A 17,289-nucleotide genomic window follows, 5' to 3' on the forward strand; every position below is an offset into this window, starting at 1 on the left:
CCCAGGACGCGTCGCACAGCCACGGCCGCGGCCACCCGGGCCGCGGGCATTGTCTGCGGCTCAGCGTAGTCGGCGGGGAGGCGGCGGGGGCGGGGCCTATGCCCGGCCAGGGCCTGCTCCAGGGTCTGCTCTAGGGCTTGAGCAGTTCCACCCGTACGTCCGACGGGAAGCCCGTCGTCTCCCCCACCCGGCGCGCGAACTCCTCGACGCCCTCCAACTGCTCGCTCCCGAACCGGAAGTCGAGCGTCGTGAAGTACTTCTCCAGGACCGTCGCGTCGAAGGCCTCCCAGCGCGCGGCCTGCTCGGAGACCTTGCCGACCTCCTCCAGGGAGAGGTCACGCGAGGCGAGGAACGCCTTGTGCACCTCGCGCACGACCGCCGGCTCGCGCTCCGCGTAGTCGCGCCGGGCCGCCCAGACCGCGAAGACGAACGGCAGGCCCGTCCAGTCCTTCCACATCTGGCCCAAGTCGTATACATCGAGGCCGAGCCGCGGCCCGTCGATCAGGTTCGCCCGCAGCGCCGCGTCCCCGATGAGTACGGCGGCGTCCGCTTCCTGCATCATCAGACCGAGGTCGGGCGGACACGTGTAGTAGTCGGGCCGTACGCCGTGCCGCTCGGCGAGCAGCAGCTGCGCAAGGCGCACGGAGGTGCGCGAGGTCGAGCCGAGCGCGACCCTCGCGCCGTCCAGCTGGTCGAGCGGTACCTGCGAGACGATCACGCAGGACATCACCGGGCCGTCGCAGCCGACCGCCAGATCGGGGAAAGCGACAAGATCGTCGGCGTTCCGCAGGAACTCGACGAGAGTGACGGGAGCGATATCGAGATCACCGCGCACCAGCTGCTCACTGAGCTTCTCGGGGGTGTCCTTCGTGAGCTCGAAGTCGAGCAGCGTTCCGGTTCGCGCGAGTCCCCAGTACAGGGGCATGCAGTTCAGGAACTGAATGTGACCGACGCGCGGCCGGGGCGTGCAGAGAGGGCTGGGCAGCTGTTCGGCGCCTGCCCCCGCAAGGGTGCCAACGGGAGAATTGTCCACATCGGGGAGGCTAGCCCCCGCGCGGTACCGTGCGGAAAGCGGGGGCCCGTGGAGCGCTTGTCAACCCCTCCGGACCTGGTCCGTCAACCCTTCTGGGGAGTGCGTCAAACCTGGGGGTGACGTGATCTTGCCCCCTATTGCTTTCGGGTGCCTGCGTGCTAAGCTCACCGCAAGTTGCAGTTTGGTTTCCCTTGCAGTACAGAGCCTGCGGAGCATGTAACCCGCAGGCTCTCGTCGTTTTCAGACTTATGCAGTTGTTTCAACAATCGCAGGTTCTGGAGCAGGGCAACCCTTTGGCCCAAGGAGGGCTTATGGCTACCGGAACCGTGAAGTGGTTCAACGCCGAAAAGGGCTTTGGATTCATCGCCCAGGAAGGCGGAGGCCCCGACGTCTTCGTCCACTACTCCGCGATCAACGCAAACGGCTTCCGCTCCCTTGAGGAGAACCAGGCCGTGAGCTTCGATGTCACGCAGGGCCCGAAGGGTCCGCAGGCGGAGAACGTCACCCCCCAGTAGTGGGGCGTCCCATGTGAGTGGGACGTGTGAGAGTTCCGGTGACTTGATCCGGACACGGATAGCAGTACCCAAGGAGCCCTACCTCCCCGCGTGAGCGGTTGAGGCGGGGCTCCTGCCTTTTTCTGGCCTGGGGGCCTTCTACGGGCCTTGGGGTGGCCCCCTCTCTGCTTCTCTGCGGGTGCGTTGGGGCTAAGCGCGCAGTTCCCCGCGCCCCTTCGGGGTGTCGGCGCTCTATGGGGTTGGGTTCCAGCCCTCTCTTGGGACCGAGGCCAGGAGTAGGTGCGTGTACGGGTCCTGGGGGGTCGTCAGGACCTGTGCTGTTGCGCCCTGTTCCACCACCTTGCCCTCCCGCATCACCAGGACCTCCTCCGTGATGTGCTGGACCACCGCCAAGTCGTGGCTGACGAAGACCAGGGCCACTCCCGTCTCCCGGCGGATCTCTCCCAGGAGTTGGAGGATCTGCGCCTGGATCGATACGTCCAGTGCCGCCACCGCCTCGTCGAGGACAAGGACTTCGGGGTCCACCGCCAGCGCCCTTGCTATGGCCAGGCGCTGGCGCTGGCCGCCCGAGAGTTCGCGGGGGCGTGCGCCGGCCTCGCGGGTGCCGAGGCCCACCTGGTCCAGGAGCCCGGTCACCAACTCCTCGTCCCTGCCGTGCAGCCGCAGGGCTGTGCGGAGGCACTGGGCGGAGGTCAGGCGGGGGTCGAGGGAGAGGTAGGGGTCCTGGAAGACCATCTGGATCTCCCTGGCTCTGGCCAGGCGTGCGGGGCGCGTTCGTGGGGGGCGGGTCTCTCGGGGGCGGTCTTTTACGGTCACCGTGCCGCTGTCCTGGCGGACCAGGCCCACCAACATGCGGGCGACGGTGGTCTTTCCCGACCCGGATTCACCCACTATGCCGATGGAGCCGCCCTTCTTCACCGTGAACGTCACGTCGGCGGCGGCCTGGTGGCGGCCGCCACCGCCGGGCAAGGGGTAGCTCTTGCTCAGGCCGACCACCGTCAGCAGGTCCTGGGGCATCAGTGGCTCACCTCTGTCGCATCGGTACTACTCGGCATCTTGGACACCACAGCGCAAGCCACGGTGCCGCCGTCGTCCAGCTTCAGCCGCTCCGGCGTCCACGTCTCGCACCCCTCCTCCGACTCCGGACACCGCGACACGAACGGGCACCCCGAGAACGTGTCCGCGAGGGACGGAGGGCGGCCCGGGATCGGATGGAGGGGGCGAGGAGTGTCGCCCAGGGTGGGGGAGCAGGAGAGCAGGCCCCGTGTGTAGGGGTGTGCCGGGGTGTCGAACAGGGCCTTTGCCGAACGCTCTTCCACCACTCGGCCCGCGTACATGACGTACACGCGATCGCAGTACGCGGCCGCCAGGTGCAGGTCATGGGTGATGAAGAGGAGGCCCAGGTCCCGGGTGGAGCGGAGCCGGCGGAGGAGGGCCAGGATCTCTGCCTGCGTCGTGACGTCCAGTGCGCTGGTCGCCTCGTCCGCAAGAAGCAGACTCGGTTCAGCCGCCAGCGCGCCCGCGATCACCACTCGTTGCAACATGCCGCCCGAGAGTTCGTGCGGGCGTTGGCGTACGCGGTGTTCGGGGGCGGACAGGCCTACCGCGTCGAGGAGTTCGACCGCCTGCTCGCGCGTCGCTCCCCGCTCGGTCAGGAAGTCGCCTATGCGGCGCACCGGGTTGAGGGCGGCGCGCGGGTCCTGGTGGACCATGGCCACCGTCCGCGCCCGGTGGGTGCGCAGGGCTTCGCCGGTGAGGGTGAGGACTTCGGTGCCGTTCACGCGGACCGAACCCGATGTCACCGCCCCCGCCGGAAGGAGGCCCAGCGCCGCCTTCGCCGTGGTCGACTTGCCCGAGCCCGACTCGCCCACCAGGCCGACCACTTCGCCCGGCCGTACGGTGAGCGACACCGAATCGAGGAGTGGTCGGGCTGCGCCCGGAATCCGCAGGGTCAGGTCTTCGATGTCAAGCAGCATGAGTCACTGCCTCCCTAGCCGGTCGGCGGCCCAGACCCCGACCACGTTGAAGGACACGACGACCAGGGCGATGGCCGTGCCGGGGACTAGGGCCGGGAGCAGTGCGCCCTGGACTACCGCCGCCTGGCCTTCCTGGACCATCAAGCCCCAGTCCGATGACGGTGGTTGTGCGCCGAAGCCCAGGTAGGAGAGCGTTGCCAGTGACATCAGCGCCTCTCCGAACAGCACTACCAAGTAGCCGAGGATCGCGCGGCCCAGGTTCGGCACCAGGTGCGCGACACAGATCCGGGCGCCTGCCATTCCCTGCACCCGGTAGGCGTCGACGTACGGCTTGCGTGCTTCGGAGAGAGCCAGTGAGCGTACGTACTTGGCGATGGTCGGGGTGAAAGCGAGACCCAGGGCCAGGACCGATGTCGTCATTCCCGCGCCGAAGACCGCGATGATCAGGACCGTGAACAGCAGGCCCGGGAACGCGTACATCACGTCCGTGACGCGCGAGACCAGTGCGTCCACCCAGCCTCCGCGCCACGCCGCGAGCACACCCAGCGTGACGCCGAGGAAGGCCGCGACCGCGAGCAGCAGGATCGGTGCCAGCAGGCTCGTACGGGTTCCGTAGAGGGCCCGCGACAGCAGGTCCTGTCCGGACGAGTCGGTGCCCAGGAGGTGATCGCCCGAGGTGCCGACGAGCGATGCCGAGAGGTCGATGGCGTCGGGGGCGTAGGGCGCGAGCAGCGGTGCGAAGGCTGCGGCCAGGACGACCAGGGCGAGGAGACCGGCGGCGACGAGGACTCCCACCGGGCGCCTGCGGCGGGGCATCCTCAGAGGGGCGAGAGCCAGGGGGGAGGCAGGGGTGGAGGCGGGGGTGGAGCTGGACGCAGAGGTGGAGCTCATGACGTTGCCTCCTTCACGCGGGGATCCAGCATCGGATGCACCACATCCACCAGCGTCGTCACCACGATGTAGCCGGTGACCATGAGCAGCAGGACCGCCTGTGCCACCGGGAAGTCGTGCGTATTGATCGCGCCCACGAGGAGCGAACCGATGCCGCTGATGCCGAACGCCGTCTCCACGACCACCGTGCCCGCCAGCATTCCCGCCATGACGAGGCCGCACATCGTGATGATCGGACCCAGCGCGTTCCGCAGGACGTGGCGTCGGATGATGTCGCGCTCGGGCACTCCGGACGCCCGCGCCACCTCCACGTGGTCCGATGCCGCCGCGTCCGCCATCGCCTGCCGGGTGACCCGGCTGATGATGGCGAGCGCGCCGAGGGCCAACGACAGGGCGGGCAGCGTCAGATGGTGCAGTGTGCCCCCGAAGCCCTCCCCCGAGCCCGAGACCGGGAACCACCCCAGCTGGACCCCGAAGAGCGAGACGAGTGCGATCGCCGCCACGAACGACGGCACCGAGGCCGCGAGCGTCGTGCCCCCGACCACCGCCGAGTCCACCCACGTGGACCGTTTGACGGCGGCCAGGATTCCCGCGCCGACGCCGAGTACGACGAACAGGACGGTTGCGTAGGCGACCAGTTGGAGCGTGGTGGGGAAGCGTGCCGTCACCAGGTCCGCCACCTGGTCGCTGTACTTGAAGGACCGCCCCAGGTCGAAGTGGACGCAGTCCCACAGCCACCTGCCGTACTGGACCACCAGCGGCTCGTCCAGGTGGTACTGGGAGCGGACCTGGGCGAGGCGCTCGGGCGTCAGTTTGTCCCGGCCGCCCGCGAGGAACACCGCCGGGTCGCCCGGAGCCGCGTACACGGCGGCGAAAATGACGAACGAGGCGGCGAAGAGGGTGGCGACGAGCCCGGCGAGGCGTCGCGAAATTCGAGCGAGCATGGTCCGGTTCACCTAGCCCTTCTTCGCCTTCGTCGTCGGGTTCGCCTTGGTGCCGAGTTCGGCCGCCCACGGGTAGTAGAGGTAGGCCTGCGAAGCGGGCGGGCCTGTCAGCTTGTTGCTGATGACCAGCGCCGACGGGACCTGCGCGACCGGGATCCAGACACCCGCGTCCACGAACCTCTGCTGTACGTCGATGGCGAGCTCGGCCCGCTTCGTGTCGTCGAGCGTGCTCAGCGCCTGCCGTACCTTCTTGTCGTACGTCGCGTCCTTGAAGCCGACCCAGTTGTTGGAGGAGTCGGAGAGGCCGTTGTCGTAGAAGCCCATGGGGTCGGCCTTGGAGATGTACCAGTCGCCCACCAGCACATCGATGTCCGCGCGGGCGGCCGGATCGCTGTAGAACTCCTCGAACTGGGCCGTGGGGACGGTCTTGATCTGCCCCTTGAGGCCGATCCGCTGGAGCGCGGAGCGCACCGCGTTCGCGACGACCGTCCTGCCCTGGCTGCTGTCCGTACCGATCACGATGGGGTCGGTCGGCTCCCCTGCCTCCTTCACGAGCTCCTTGGCCTTCGCCAGGTCCGCGGCGGAGGGGGTGGCGGGTGCGGCTGCCTCCAACTTCTTCTGGGCTGCCGCGAATTCGGACTTCTCGTAGCCCCAGGCGCCTGATCCGACGGGCGTGGCCCACGGCTGGACGAGCCCGCCGTAGCCGGACTTGGCGATGCCCGTCCGGTCGATCGCGAGGGACAGGGCCCGTCGGATCTGCGGGTCTTTGAGGCCGCCGCGGGCCGTCGGGATGAGGACCAGCGAGGCCGTGGAGGGGCCGTAGTGCTGGTCGAGGCCCTTGCTGGTGCGCAGGGCCGACGCGGTGTTCGGGGACTCCGCGTACGTTCCGTCGGCGGCGCCCGTCTTCAGGGCGTTGACCAGTGCGCTGTCGGAGGCCCAGCGGAAGACGACCTGCCGGGTCAGCGGCTTCTTGCCCCAGTAGTCGTCGTACGCCTCGATGGTGATCGAGTCGCCGGACTTCCAGCTCTTCAGCTCGTACGGGCCGCTGCACGCGTCGCCCTGGCCCGGAGTGCCGAAGTCCTTGCCCGCGGCGGTTACCTGCTCCTTGTTCCAGACGATTCCCGCGTCGCCTGCGAGCGCCTTCGTAAAGAGGGCGTCGGGCGACTTGAAGCGGATGGTGATCTCGCGATCGCCTGTCTTCTTCATGGACTTGACGTTGCCGAACTCGTCGGCCTGCTCCATGTCCGGATCGGCGTGCCGCTTCAGCGACCACAGCACGTCGTCGGCGGTCAGCTTCGAACCGTCGTGGAAGGTGACGCCGTCCCGGACGCTCAGGACGAGGGTCTTGTCGTCGGGCGTGCTCGTCCTCTCGGCGAGGAAGGGCTTCGTCGTCATGTCGGGCTGGAGTTGGTAGAGGCGCTCGCAGACGTTCGTGAGGACTACGCGGCCCGCGCTGGAGCCCTGGGTGTCGAGGTCGAGCGAGTCGGGCTCGTCCTCCAGGAGCCAGTTCGCCTTGTCCAGCGTCCCCTTGGCGGCTGCGGTCGTCGCGTCCAGCTTCAGCTTCGCGGCGTCGGCGGGCTTCCCGCCGGTGGCTGCCGTGTCGGCGCCGCTGCATCCGGCGACGGTGACGAGGAGGCCCACTGCGGCCAGCCCTGCTGCCACCGGCCGCTTCAGAGTCCTGGTCGTGGTCCTGGTCCTGGTCCTGGTCGTGGTCCTGGTCGTACTCGGGATCGTCATCTGTTGTCTCCGTACGGGCCGTCGTAGAGGTTCCAGGGCATGTGCTGGTAGTCGCGGTCGCACGGAGTGCCCGCGGTGACGTGGTAGTCGCCGCTGGTCAGGTCGACGCAGGAGGAGACGAGCGTGGCCCAGTGCTTGACCTCGGGCCTGCGCGGGTCGGGGTGGGTGCAGAGCGACTCGGGGTGGCCCAGGTGGTCGGACATCGCCTGCTTGATCAGCTTGCGGGACTCGTCGGCACCGGTTGAGGAGCGCAGGGACTTGAGGCCCTGTTCGGCACGGGGGACGCGGACGAGCGAGTCCGACGACATGGGGCGGTAGTTCGCGGCGATCGCGGCCGGGATGCCCGCCTGGTAGTGGTTGCCGTGCACGAGGAGGCCGTCCGTGGGATACATCCAGCCGTGCCCGGCGGGCGTCGTCTCCAGGTCTACGGCGAAGCCCTCGCGGCAGGTCAGCAGCGCGTTGGACGCGATGTGGGCGCGGGTGCGGCAGAGGACGTCCAGGGCGTCGGTGATGCTGGGCTGGTCGAGCACGCTGCGGCGTACGACGGTCTGGGGGAGGCCGATCGCGTCGCTGAAGCGGCCGCCGAGGCCGTTCGCGTTGAGGGCGATGCCCGCCGAGTTGGCGCCCTGGCGCCCGATCTGGCCCGCCTCGACCTGCATGATCAGGGTCGGGTGCGGGGGCTGGACGATGCGCAGCATGACGACGGTGTCGGCGACCCCGGCCCGCCAGTCCCAGTTCTGCCCGGCCCAGACGTGACCGTCCCCGCTGGCCTCTCCGTACGCGGCGAAGGAAGTGCAGCCGTCGGCGGGCTCCTCCTCCGTGGCCTCCGTGGCCTCCGTGGCCTTCTCGGCCTCCATGGACGCGAACGAGCGGTCGTAGATGACCTCGCCTCGGGCGTTGAGGGCGAGGATGTCGTTGAGGCCGACTCCGGCGCCCTCCGCGATGCCGCGCATCTCCTCGGCGAGGTGGGGCGCGTAGTCGCGGACCGGCTCCAGCCAGCGGGCGGCGCGGGTGGCGACCTGGTCCCAGGTCAGGCCCGACGACTGGCCGAACGCCTCCTCGTAATAGGCGAGGGCGGCGTGCAGCTGGGGGCGGACGGCTTCGCCGTACTGGTGGCCGCGTTCGAGGGGAGTGCCGGATATCTCGATGAGCGGGAGGGAGCGTTCAGGGGCGGCGGCGGGGGCGTCAGGGGCGGTGCGGGGTGCCATTCTTCTCCTCGCGACGGAGAGCTTCCGGTGACCGTCACTGTCCTGTAACGTTGATTACGGGAAGCTATCCTTCTGGAATGCGTTGCCCAGGACAGTAACGGTCATCACACGAGAGTCAATAGCCGTAATGGAAATTTCAGAGGATCAGACGGGGGCGGGAGCATCGGGGTCCGGTGCTCCCGGTGGGGCGGGGCTCGCTCGACTGCGGGCTGCCGTGCGCGATCAGTGGGAGACGCTCTCGACCTCCGAGCGGGCCGTCGCCCAGTACGTGGTCAGCGCCCCCGCGGAGTCGCTGCTCTTCGCCAGCGCCCAGGAGCTGGGCTCGGCGAGCGGCACCAGCAACGCGACCGTCGTCCGCGCCATGCAGCGCCTCGGTTATGCGGGCCTGCCCGCGCTCAAGAGGGAGCTGGCGTCGGACTTCACGTCGGCCGTGCCGCCCGAGGTGCGCCTCCAGCAGCGCATCGCGCACGTGGGCCGGGACCTGGACGGCATCTGGGGCGAGGTGTTCGACGAGGCCCAGGAGCGCATCGAGCACGCGCGGCGCCTGACGCCGGGCGAGGCGCTGCGGGACGCGGTGGGCTTCCTGGCCGAGGCCCCCGAGATCCACTGCTACGGCATCGCGGCATCCGAACTTGCCGCGCGTCACCTGGCGTTGGCCCTCGGCAGGATCGGCCGCCGGGCCCGCTACTTCGGGGATACGGGGTTCGCGCTCGCCGACCGCCTGCTCGCCGTGCGGCAGGGCGACGCGGTCGTGATCTTCCAGCCGGGGCGTGCGTTGACCGAGCTGACGGTCCTGATAGAGCGGGCACGGGCGGTGGGGGCGCGGGTCGTCCTTGTCACGGATGAGCTGGCGGAGCTGTACGGACCACGGGTGGACGCGGTCCTGACGGCACCGCATACGCCTACCGGCATCACCACCGAGGCCTTGACCGCCCTTGTCGTAGCCGACGCGCTGCTCCTTGCCCTGGCGACGCTCGACGAGGGGCGGGCGGTGGAGACGTCACATCAACTGACTGCACTGCGGGAGCAGTTGCTGGCCCCTAGGCCTCGCAAGTAAACGCGGGCCGCCTGCTCGAGCGCGGCGCCGTCGTGGCTGATCGCGCAGTTCCCCGCGCCCCTTCAGGGCACGACCAAACCCCGCAAGGGAACACAGGCCACCTCCTCGACCGCGGCGCCGTCGTGGCTGATCGCGCAGTTCCCCGCGCCCCCTTCGGGGCGCGGCCTAGTTGTGTTGCATGACCAGTACGAACGTCGTGCCCGGCTCCAGTGCCTCGTACAGGTGGGGGACGTCTCCCCGGTACGACATGTAGTCCCCGGCAGCCAGCTCCACCGTCTCGTCGCGTGGGCCCGCGATCAGCCGCCCCGTGGAGACCACCAGATGCTCCATGGACCCGGGAATGTGCGGATCCGAGTCCCGTACGGAGCCCGGCTCCAACGCACCGTGGTAGATGTCCCGCCGCACGCCGGGCGGGCCCGCGGAGAGCAACGTCCCCGCGTACGAAGCCTGTTCGGCATGCATGGTCGGGCCCTCCCCCGCCCGGATCACCGTCACGGCGGGCGCGGGTGACTCCACGAGAACACTGAACGGCACCCCGAGAGCCACGGCGAGGGCCCACAGCGTCTCGATCCCGGGATTCCCGGTCGCCGCCTCCAGCTGGGAGAGCGTCGACTTCGCGATCCCCGCCCGCTTGGCCAGCTCGGAGAGGGAGAGCCCCGCCTTGGCCCGTTCCCTGCGCAACGCGGCCGCGACCCATTCGCGGGGCAGGCGGGATCGGGCGGTACCGCCACCCTTGCCGTCAGTCATGCCGTCAGTCATGCCGTATCGCTCCCTCACCTCTGGACCTCGGAACCTCTGGGATCGTTCGCTATAGCGGAACGATCGTTCGACTTGACGAACGACGCCCATTCTGCCCATCCTACGACGTATGCGTTCGTCACACCGAACAGATAGCCCGTCAGAGCGAACGAACGACGCCGGTATCGACGACGGTTTCGTCCGCCTCTCCCATCTCCCCCGTGGCGTCCTGCGCGACATCGCCCTCGTCTGGCTCGCCGATGCCGTCGTCGGCGTCTCGTTCGGCGCCATCGCCGTCGCGGGCGGCCTGCCCGTCTGGGTGCCTGTCCTGATGTCGCTGCTCGTGTACGCGGGCTCCGCCCAGTTCAGCGCGGTCGGCATCCTCGTCGCGGGCGGCGGTCCGGTGGCCGCGGCGGCAACCGGCCTGCTGCTCAACTCCCGTACGGCCGCGTTCAGTCTGGCCGTCGCCGACAGCCTGGGCCGGACCTGGGCCGCGCGGCTCATCGGCGCGCACCTGATCACCGACGAGACGGCGGCCTTCGTCCTCGCGCAGCCCGACCAGAAGCGGCGCAAGGCCGCGTTCTGGATATCCGGGCTCGGCCTGTTCGCCGTATGGAACGTCAGCGTTCTCGGGGGCGCGCTCGCCGGCTCCGCGATCGGCGACACCGCTCGGTTCGGGCTCGACGCCGCGTTCCCCGCGGTGCTTCTCGCCCTGGTGCTGCCCGCCCTGCGCGGCGACAGCATGACGCGGCGGGCCGCTGCCACCGGTGCCGTGATCGCGGTCGCCGCCGCACCGGTGCTGCCCGCCGGGGTGCCGGTGCTGCTCGCGCTGCTCGGCCTGCTCGCGGCTCGCCCCACCTGCTCCACCGACCCGGAGGACGCCTCGTGAACGCCTACCTCGCCTGCGTCCTTGTCCTCGCCGCAGGAACGTACGCCTTCCGCCTCGCGGGCCCTCTGCTGCACGGGCGGATCGAACTGCCCGCCCGAGTCCAGGAGTTGCTGACCGTTGGCGCCACCGTCCTGCTGGTCGCCCTGCTCGCCACCGGCGCGCTCACCGAGGGGCACGGTTTCGCCGGGTGGGCGCGGCCCCTCGGAGTCCTTGCGGGCGGGGTGCTCGCCTGGCGGAAGGCGCCCTTCGCCGTGGTCGTGGTGGGGGCGGCAGCAACTACGGCGTTGCTGCGTCTCGCGGGATGACGGGAAGCGTCACCCGGGTTGGCCGGGGAGCTCAGCGAGAAACTCAGCGGGGAGCTCGGTAAGACCCTGGGCAGGACCCTCAGTCGGACGTTCAGCACGAATTGGGGCAACTCGCCTCATGACCCATCGGCCTGCCATCGACTTGCCATCGGCTTGCCATCGACCTTCCGACTGACTGGCCATGAGACTCAGAAGATCCTCAAAACCCTTGTCGCCCCATGGGCCCCGGCACCATCATCCCTCCCAAGGCCGACGCCTCAACCGCCCCTGACCAGGGCGGAATCATCCGGCATCGGCTCATCGCATCGCATCATCGCGATGAACAAAAAGGGGAACACACATGTCCATATCCATATCCATGTCGAGATCCATATCGAGATCGAGAACCGTCCTGCGCGCCTCCGCGCTGTCCGTCACCGCGGCCCTCGCTCTCGCCGCGACCGGACCGATCGCCTCTGCCACCGAGGCCGCCAACACCCGTGCCTCCGTCGCCGAGGAGGACGCGGGCGTTCCGGCGATCGTCGAAGAGGGGCTGGAGGAGCGACTGGGGGCGCTTCCGCAGAACCCGACGACCCAGCAGCTCGTCGAGGCGATGTACCCGGGCGACGAGGCTGCCCAGAAGGCGGCACTCGCCCAGCTCGCGCCGCAGGGCGTGCAGCTGCGCGGCTGGGACACCGCCTGGAAGGTGACCAAGTGCGTGGGCGCGATCGGCGCCTTCATCGCGGGCAACGCTCTCCTCGTCACCAAGGCCACCAAGTTCGGCGGCGTGCTCAAGGGTGCGAAGCTCATCGTGCAGGCCGGCAACAAGGAAGAGCGGATCAAGCTGCTGATCGGCGTCTTCGGCGAGGTCACCGGCATCTCCACCATCGCCACCGCCTGCGGCTGAGCCCGATGCCGACACGCGAGGCAATTTACGAGAGGAGGCCTTGACCATGGAGACGACTTTCAAGGCATCGTTCATGCTGGCCGTGGCCGCCGAGATCGTCCTGGTCGCCGTCCTGGTCTTCCAGGTGTGGCGCAGGGAGCGGCACGGCAGCACGGCGCCGCTGGTGTTCACCGGCGATGACGCGCTTGCCGGTGCCTCACTGTTCGGAGGCGCGATGACGCTCACCGTGGTGCTCTCCGACGGCTGGGGCGGGATGTCGACCACGGACATCCTGCTGTACGCGGCGACGTTCGGCATCGTCACCGCCGGTTTCGCGAAGTTCCTGCGCGGGGCGGACAAGGGGCGGCCCGAGTACGGGCGCATCGCCTTCCTGCTGCCCCTCGGCTTCGGGGTGCTCGCGGGTCTGTCCGGCGTCTGACAGCCGTAAGGGGTGGGCGCGGAGGTGCACTTCCGCGCCCATGCCGAGTTCGGGAAGCGACGGTACGGGGGAAGGATCCCCCATGCCCAGCCGGACCATCACCGTCCACCACGTCCGCGCCATGCTGCACGGCGCCGACCGCCACGGAATCGACACCGTCCCGCTGCTCCGCACCGCCCAGATCCCCCCGCTCCTCCTCGGCGACGACCGGGCCCGCATCACCGAGGTCCAGTTCGCCCGCCTCTTCCGTGAGCTGTACCGCGCCACCGGCGACGAGTTCCTCGGCCTCGAGGCCGCCGTCAGCAGGCCGGGCACCTTCGCGATGATGTGCCACGCGTCCCTCGGCTGCCGCGATCTCGGCGCGGCTCTCGACCGCGGCATGACCTTCTACGGGCTCTTTCCGGGCGGCCCGGACCTCACCCTCGAGCACCGCGAGACCGGCAGCGCCGTCTTCGCCGTACGCAACGACCTCGAACGCGACTACTTCCTCGCCGAGTGCCTCGTCATCATCTGGCACCGGCTGTGCAGCTGGCTGATCGGGCGCCGGATTCCGCTCCACTGGGCCGAGTTCGGGCATCCACCGCCCCCGCACCAGGGCGAGTACGGCGTCCTCTTCGGCTGCCCGGTGCGTTTCGGCGCGGCCCGCACCGGCGCCGGGTTCGACGAGCACTGGCTGACCGCCCCGCTGATCCGGGACGAGGCGGCGCTGGAGAAGATGCTCGGCCGGGCGCCGTTCGATCTCCTCTCCCGGCGGGAGTACGGGACGACGGTCGCCGAACAGGTGCGGCGCGCCCTGGCTCGCGCGCTGCGCACCTCCCCCCGCCTTCCCTCCCTCGGCGAGATCGCCGCCCGCCTCGCGGTGAGCCCCGCGACGCTGCGGCGGCGGCTCGCCCAGGAGTCCACCTCGTACCAGCAGTTGAAGGACGCCGTACGGCGTGACGCGGCGATCGCCGGGCTCGCGGAGGGCCCGGAGCCGATCGCCGAGCTCGCCGCGCGGCTCGGGTTCTCCGAGGACACCGCGTTCCACCGGGCGTTCCGGCGGTGGACGGGGACGACGCCGGGCGCGTACCGCTATGAGAACCGGGGTCACCAACACCCAAGTCAACAAAGCTGAGCTCTCCCGTCAGCGCCGGACTTACTCACCAGTCACTACGGTGTCGTCGCCTGAACATCCCAGCCACTTGCCACTGAGGACAGTTGGGAGAGCCCCGTATGACCCGTATGACCCGTATGAACGGACGACGCACCAGTGCAAGCGCCCTCGCCGTGGTGGCCGCGCTCGGCCTGTCGGCCATCAGCCCGGTCACGGCGCACGCCGCCCCGGCCCCCGCGGCACAGACCGCCGCCCCCGGCGACATCGTGAGCTCCGCGCCCAGCAGCTTCCACCCCCTGCCCGGCCAGCCGACCAACACCAAGGCCTGGAAGGTCGACTACCGCTCGACGACGGCGAAGGGCGAGCCGAACACCGTCTCCGGCACGGTCATCGTGCCGCAGGACGGCAGGAAGGGCCCCCGCCCCCTCATCACGTACGCCGTCGGAACGATCGGCATGGGCGACCACTGCGCACCGAGCGCGGGATTCCCCAAGGGCACGACCGCCGAAGCCAACCTCATCCAGCAGCTCACCCTGCGCGGCTGGGCGGTGGCCGTGACGGACTACGAGGGCCTCGGCACCCCCGGCGACCACACGTACACCGTCGGCAGGGCCGAGGGCCAGGCCATGCTCGACGCGGCCCGCGCCGCGATCCGCCTCCCGGAGGCCGGGCTCGGCGAGGACACCCCGGTCGGCATCATGGGCTACTCGCAGGGCGGCCAGGCCGCAGGCTGGGCGGCTGAACTGCACGGTTCGTACGCCCCCGACCTGTTGGTCAAGGGCACGGCGGCCGGCGGCATCCCCGGCGATCTGATGAAGGCGGCGGACTTCAACGACGGCTCGTACGGCTCGGGCCTGATCTTCATGGCCGCGATCGGCCAGAACGCGGCCTACCCCGAACTGAACCTGGAGTCGTATCTGAACCCGGCGGGCAAGCAGCTGGTCGGCGCGCTGCGGAACAGCTGCGTGGCGGACGGCGCGGTGCTCGGCGCCTTCAAGAAGATCGACGACATGACGGTGAAGAACCCCCTCGACCAGCCGGACTGGCAGCAACGACTGCGCGATTCGGCGGTCGGCACGCGGGCGCCGGACGCGCCGGTGTACCAGTACCACGTGATCACCGATGAGCTGATCCCGTACGCCGTCGGCAAGCAGGTCCGCAAGGACTGGTGCGCGAAGGGGGCGAACGTGGAGTGGCACACGGTGCCGCTCGGCGAGCACGTCTCCGGGGTGATCACGCAGTCACCCCTGGCGACGAACTGGCTGGCGGACCGCTTCGCGGGAAAACGAGTGAGCGGCAACTGTCCGTAGTCACCCCGGCCGCCCGCTGGACCACGGCGGGCGGCCGGGCGCACCCTGGAAGCAGGCGCTCCGGAGGTGACGGTGATGGTGATGGAGACCGCTGTCGGATGGCATGTCGAGCTGGAATTCCAGGAGGACGCGCACCGCACCCGCGCGGCAGCCCTCGTACGACTCGCTGACGGGACCGAGGTGCGGGCCCACGGATACGCGAGCCGACACCCCGCCGACTCCGGTCAGCCGAGGGTCGGCGAGGAGATCGCGGGGGCACGGGCGCTGAACGAACTGGCGATGGAGTTGCTGACGAAGGCGCACGACGAGATCGACGAGGCTTCGGGCAGGACGTCGCACACGCTGCGGTGAGGAAGGTCGGCTCACCGATCGGCTCACCGGTTGGCTCACCGGTCGGCTCACCGGTTGGCTCACCGGTTGGCTCACCGATGGGCTCACCGATGGGCGGCCAGCACTGCCGCGAGGCCCTCTTGTAGATCTTTGACGAAATACTCGGGAACCTCCAGCGCCGGGAAATGCCCCCCGTTTTCGGGCAACCTCCAACGGACGATCTGTCGGTACCGCTCCTGAGCCCAGGGGCGCGGGCACTTCTCGACGTCGCGGGGATACATCGTGAGTGCTGACGGGACGTCGACCCTGAGTTCGGGGTCCAGCGAGTTGTGGCTTTCGCAGTAGATGCGGGCCGCCGACGCGCCGGTCCGCGTCAGCCAGTACAGGGTGACGTCGTCAAGAACGCGGTCCATGGAAATCGTCTCGAACGGGCTGTCTTCGGTGTCTGACCACTCGGCGAACTTGTCGAGGATCCAGGCGAGAAGCCCGACCGGTGAGTCGACGAGCGAGTAGCCGATGGTCTGCGGTCGGGTCGCCTGCTGCTTCGCGTACGCCGCGCGGTGGCGCCAGAAATCGCGGGTCTCCTCGGCCCACTCGCGCTCGACCGCCGTCAGTCCGTCCGTTGTCAGACCGGGCGGTCCCTCCGCGAACGTGGTGTGGATGCCGAGAACATGCGCCGGGAATCTGCCGCCGAGAACCGTGGTGATATTGCCTCCCCAGTCGCCGCCGTGGGCTGCGAACTTGCTGTAGCCGAGCCTCCCCATCAGTTCCACCCAGGCGGCCGCGATCTTTTCGGTTCCCCACCCGGTGGTGGCCGGCCTGTCGCTGTAGCCGAAGCCCGGTAGCGACGGGACCACGACGTGGAACGCGGGCGCGTCCGCATCTTTCGGATCCGCCAGCTCGTCCACTACGTCGACGAACCGGGCAATGCTGTCCGGCCAGCCGTGCGTCAAGATCAGAGGGATGGCGTCCGCGCGCGCGGACCGGCGGTGCAGGAAGTGGATTCCCAGACCATCGATGGTCGTGCGGAACTGGCCGATCTCGTTGAGGCGCTCTTCGAACGACCGCCAGTTGTATCCGGTGCGCCAGTAGTTCACGACATCGACGAGGTCGGCGAGCGGAACGCCCTGTTCCCATCGGCGAGGGCCGGGCGCGGCGCGATGGACCGTCTCAGCTTCCGGCAGTCGCGCCGCGGCCAGTCGCGCGCGCAGATCGTCGAGGTCAGCGTCGCTTGCGTGGGCTTCAAATGCTTGTACGTCGCTGGTCGTACGGGGCATGAGACCTCCTTGGCCGTCGAGGAACCGGCTATATCCTGCTGCGAACCGTCTAAGACGGTTCTAACACCTCTCCGGGCCACCCCGCAACCGGCTAAGGTGGTTCCATGTCTGCTGGATTCCCTGACTTCCGCCTCGGTAGCGTGCTGGCGACCAGCTTCACGGGGACGCTGTCGGAGCGTCATGGCGACGCCGTGGAGCGCATTCCCGTGCCGCACCGACTCGTCGACTGGCTGGCGGTGAACGGTCTCGCCGTGGACGCCTGCACCACTGCCCAGCTCGACCTCGCCCGAGAACTGAGGGAGTCGATTCACGCCGCCGCGACAGCGGCCGCGATCCAGGACACCCTCCCCGCGTCCGCCGTCCAAGTCATCAATGACTTCAGCGCTCAGAGCCGGGCCGCGGCTGTCCTGACACCCGAGGGCGAGCGGCGATGGCGGCTCAGCTCGACTTCCTCCGTGGAAGACGCCCTCGGCGTGATCGCCGCCGACGCGATCAGCATCATCGCGGGCGAACGGGACGGAAAACTGGCCTTGTGCGCATCACCGACCTGCCAAGCCGCCTTCTTCGACACCAGCCAGAGCCGCACCCGCAAATGGTGTGACATGAACACGTGCGGGAATCGCCAGAAGAAGGCGCGCTTCAATGCCAACCAGCGCAAGGGCCTCAGACCGGCGGAGTGATC

19 protein-coding genes and 1 pseudogene are annotated in these 17,289 nt (G+C 69.3%); 10 read left to right on the top strand and 10 right to left on the bottom strand.

Translation table 11 applies throughout. From position 1 onward, the window contains the following. Nucleotides 1-130 precede the first annotated feature (130 nt). Nucleotides 131-985 (bottom strand): menaquinone biosynthetic enzyme MqnA/MqnD family protein, encoded by an 855-nt coding sequence (locus ACGFSB_RS18250; RefSeq protein ID WP_393400189.1) that lies wholly within the window; start codon nucleotides 983-985, stop codon nucleotides 131-133. A gap of 359 nt (nucleotides 986-1,344) precedes the next feature. On the opposite strand from ACGFSB_RS18250, the gene ACGFSB_RS18255 reads away from it, so the two are divergent. Further along, a complete protein-coding gene (locus ACGFSB_RS18255; protein ID WP_018528239.1) occupies nucleotides 1,345-1,548 on the top strand; it encodes a cold-shock protein in 204 nt (67 codons plus the stop codon). Between the two features lie 231 nt (nucleotides 1,549-1,779). Here ACGFSB_RS18255 and ACGFSB_RS18260 read toward each other — a convergent pair whose 3' ends face one another. Genes ACGFSB_RS18260 through ACGFSB_RS18285 form a run of 6 tightly spaced genes read right to left on the bottom strand, consistent with a single transcriptional unit; the run spans nucleotide 1,780 to nucleotide 8,304 of the window. Next, complete coding sequence (locus ACGFSB_RS18260) at nucleotides 1,780-2,565, bottom strand: ABC transporter ATP-binding protein (protein WP_393399898.1); 786 nt, start codon at nucleotides 2,563-2,565, stop codon at nucleotides 1,780-1,782. Further along, the gene (locus tag ACGFSB_RS18265) at nucleotides 2,565-3,524 is read right to left on the bottom strand and encodes an ABC transporter ATP-binding protein (RefSeq protein ID WP_393399900.1); all 960 of its coding nucleotides are present in this window, start codon (nucleotides 3,522-3,524) and stop codon (nucleotides 2,565-2,567) included. The genes ACGFSB_RS18260 and ACGFSB_RS18265 overlap by 1 nt, the downstream gene beginning before the upstream one ends. A gap of 3 nt (nucleotides 3,525-3,527) precedes the next feature. Then, a complete protein-coding gene (locus tag ACGFSB_RS18270; RefSeq protein WP_393399902.1) occupies nucleotides 3,528-4,415 on the bottom strand; it encodes an ABC transporter permease in 888 nt (295 codons plus the stop codon). Further along, a complete protein-coding gene (locus ACGFSB_RS18275) occupies nucleotides 4,412-5,359 on the bottom strand; it encodes an ABC transporter permease (protein ID WP_393399905.1) in 948 nt (315 codons plus the stop codon). Before ACGFSB_RS18275 ends, ACGFSB_RS18270 begins: the two co-directional genes overlap by 4 nt. Nucleotides 5,360-5,371: 12 nt before the next feature. Then, nucleotides 5,372-7,096 (bottom strand): ABC transporter substrate-binding protein, encoded by a 1,725-nt coding sequence (locus ACGFSB_RS18280; RefSeq protein ID WP_393399908.1) that lies wholly within the window; start codon nucleotides 7,094-7,096, stop codon nucleotides 5,372-5,374. Then, nucleotides 7,093-8,304 carry a C45 family autoproteolytic acyltransferase/hydolase gene (locus ACGFSB_RS18285; protein WP_393399911.1) on the bottom strand — a complete coding sequence of 404 codons (1,212 nt, stop codon included), beginning with the start codon at nucleotides 8,302-8,304 and terminating at the stop codon, nucleotides 7,093-7,095. Before ACGFSB_RS18285 ends, ACGFSB_RS18280 begins: the two co-directional genes overlap by 4 nt. A 127-nt stretch (nucleotides 8,305-8,431) precedes the next feature. On the opposite strand from ACGFSB_RS18285, the gene ACGFSB_RS18290 reads away from it, so the two are divergent. Continuing rightward, nucleotides 8,432-9,361 carry a MurR/RpiR family transcriptional regulator gene (locus ACGFSB_RS18290; protein WP_393399913.1) on the top strand — a complete coding sequence of 310 codons (930 nt, stop codon included), beginning with the start codon at nucleotides 8,432-8,434 and terminating at the stop codon, nucleotides 9,359-9,361. Between the two features lie 165 nt (nucleotides 9,362-9,526). Here ACGFSB_RS18290 and ACGFSB_RS18295 read toward each other — a convergent pair whose 3' ends face one another. Continuing rightward, nucleotides 9,527-10,108, bottom strand: a complete 582-nt coding sequence (locus tag ACGFSB_RS18295; RefSeq protein ID WP_393400191.1) for a helix-turn-helix domain-containing protein — start codon at nucleotides 10,106-10,108, stop codon at nucleotides 9,527-9,529. A gap of 121 nt (nucleotides 10,109-10,229) precedes the next feature. On the opposite strand from ACGFSB_RS18295, the gene ACGFSB_RS18300 reads away from it, so the two are divergent. The 7 genes from ACGFSB_RS18300 to ACGFSB_RS18330 all read left to right on the top strand — a co-directional run bounded on the left by ACGFSB_RS18300 (nucleotide 10,230) and on the right by ACGFSB_RS18330 (nucleotide 15,351). Further along, complete coding sequence (locus ACGFSB_RS18300; protein WP_393399916.1) at nucleotides 10,230-10,988, top strand: AzlC family ABC transporter permease; 759 nt, start codon at nucleotides 10,230-10,232, stop codon at nucleotides 10,986-10,988. Further along, entirely contained in the window at nucleotides 10,985-11,293 is a 309-nt protein-coding gene (locus ACGFSB_RS18305) for an AzlD domain-containing protein (protein WP_393399918.1), read from the top strand. The genes ACGFSB_RS18300 and ACGFSB_RS18305 overlap by 4 nt, the downstream gene beginning before the upstream one ends. Nucleotides 11,294-11,633: 340 nt before the next feature. Beyond that, entirely contained in the window at nucleotides 11,634-12,179 is a 546-nt protein-coding gene (locus tag ACGFSB_RS18310; protein WP_393399921.1) for a hypothetical protein, read from the top strand. Nucleotides 12,180-12,225: 46 nt separating this feature from the next. Further along, on the top strand, nucleotides 12,226-12,597 hold the full coding sequence (locus ACGFSB_RS18315; protein WP_393399923.1) for a hypothetical protein: 372 nt from the start codon (nucleotides 12,226-12,228) through the stop codon (nucleotides 12,595-12,597). Between the two features lie 82 nt (nucleotides 12,598-12,679). After that, on the top strand, nucleotides 12,680-13,711 hold the full coding sequence (locus ACGFSB_RS18320) for an AraC family transcriptional regulator (RefSeq protein WP_393399926.1): 1,032 nt from the start codon (nucleotides 12,680-12,682) through the stop codon (nucleotides 13,709-13,711). Between the two features lie 98 nt (nucleotides 13,712-13,809). Then, a complete protein-coding gene (locus tag ACGFSB_RS18325; RefSeq protein WP_393399929.1) occupies nucleotides 13,810-15,000 on the top strand; it encodes a lipase family protein in 1,191 nt (396 codons plus the stop codon). 78 nt (nucleotides 15,001-15,078) lie between these two features. After that, entirely contained in the window at nucleotides 15,079-15,351 is a 273-nt protein-coding gene (locus ACGFSB_RS18330) for a DUF1876 domain-containing protein (protein WP_393400193.1), read from the top strand. Nucleotides 15,352-15,397: 46 nt separating this feature from the next. Here the strand turns inward: ACGFSB_RS18330 and ACGFSB_RS18335 are convergent. Further along, nucleotides 15,398-15,442, bottom strand: a pseudogene (locus ACGFSB_RS18335) (hypothetical protein); the annotation flags it as partial. After that, nucleotides 15,435-16,607, bottom strand: coding sequence for an epoxide hydrolase (locus ACGFSB_RS18340; RefSeq protein ID WP_393399931.1), 1,173 nt, complete (start codon nucleotides 16,605-16,607; stop codon nucleotides 15,435-15,437). The gene ACGFSB_RS18340 and the pseudogene ACGFSB_RS18335, both read right to left, overlap by 8 nt. Nucleotides 16,608-16,711: 104 nt before the next feature. Here ACGFSB_RS18340 and ACGFSB_RS18345 point away from each other — a divergent pair, with 104 nt between their 5' ends. Beyond that, entirely contained in the window at nucleotides 16,712-17,287 is a 576-nt protein-coding gene (locus ACGFSB_RS18345; RefSeq protein ID WP_393399934.1) for a CGNR zinc finger domain-containing protein, read from the top strand. Nucleotides 17,288-17,289: the final 2 nt, after the last annotated feature.

The sequence above is a fragment of the Streptomyces sp. NPDC048441 genome (genome assembly GCF_043200235.1).
Taxonomy (GTDB): domain Bacteria; phylum Actinomycetota; class Actinomycetes; order Streptomycetales; family Streptomycetaceae; genus Streptomyces.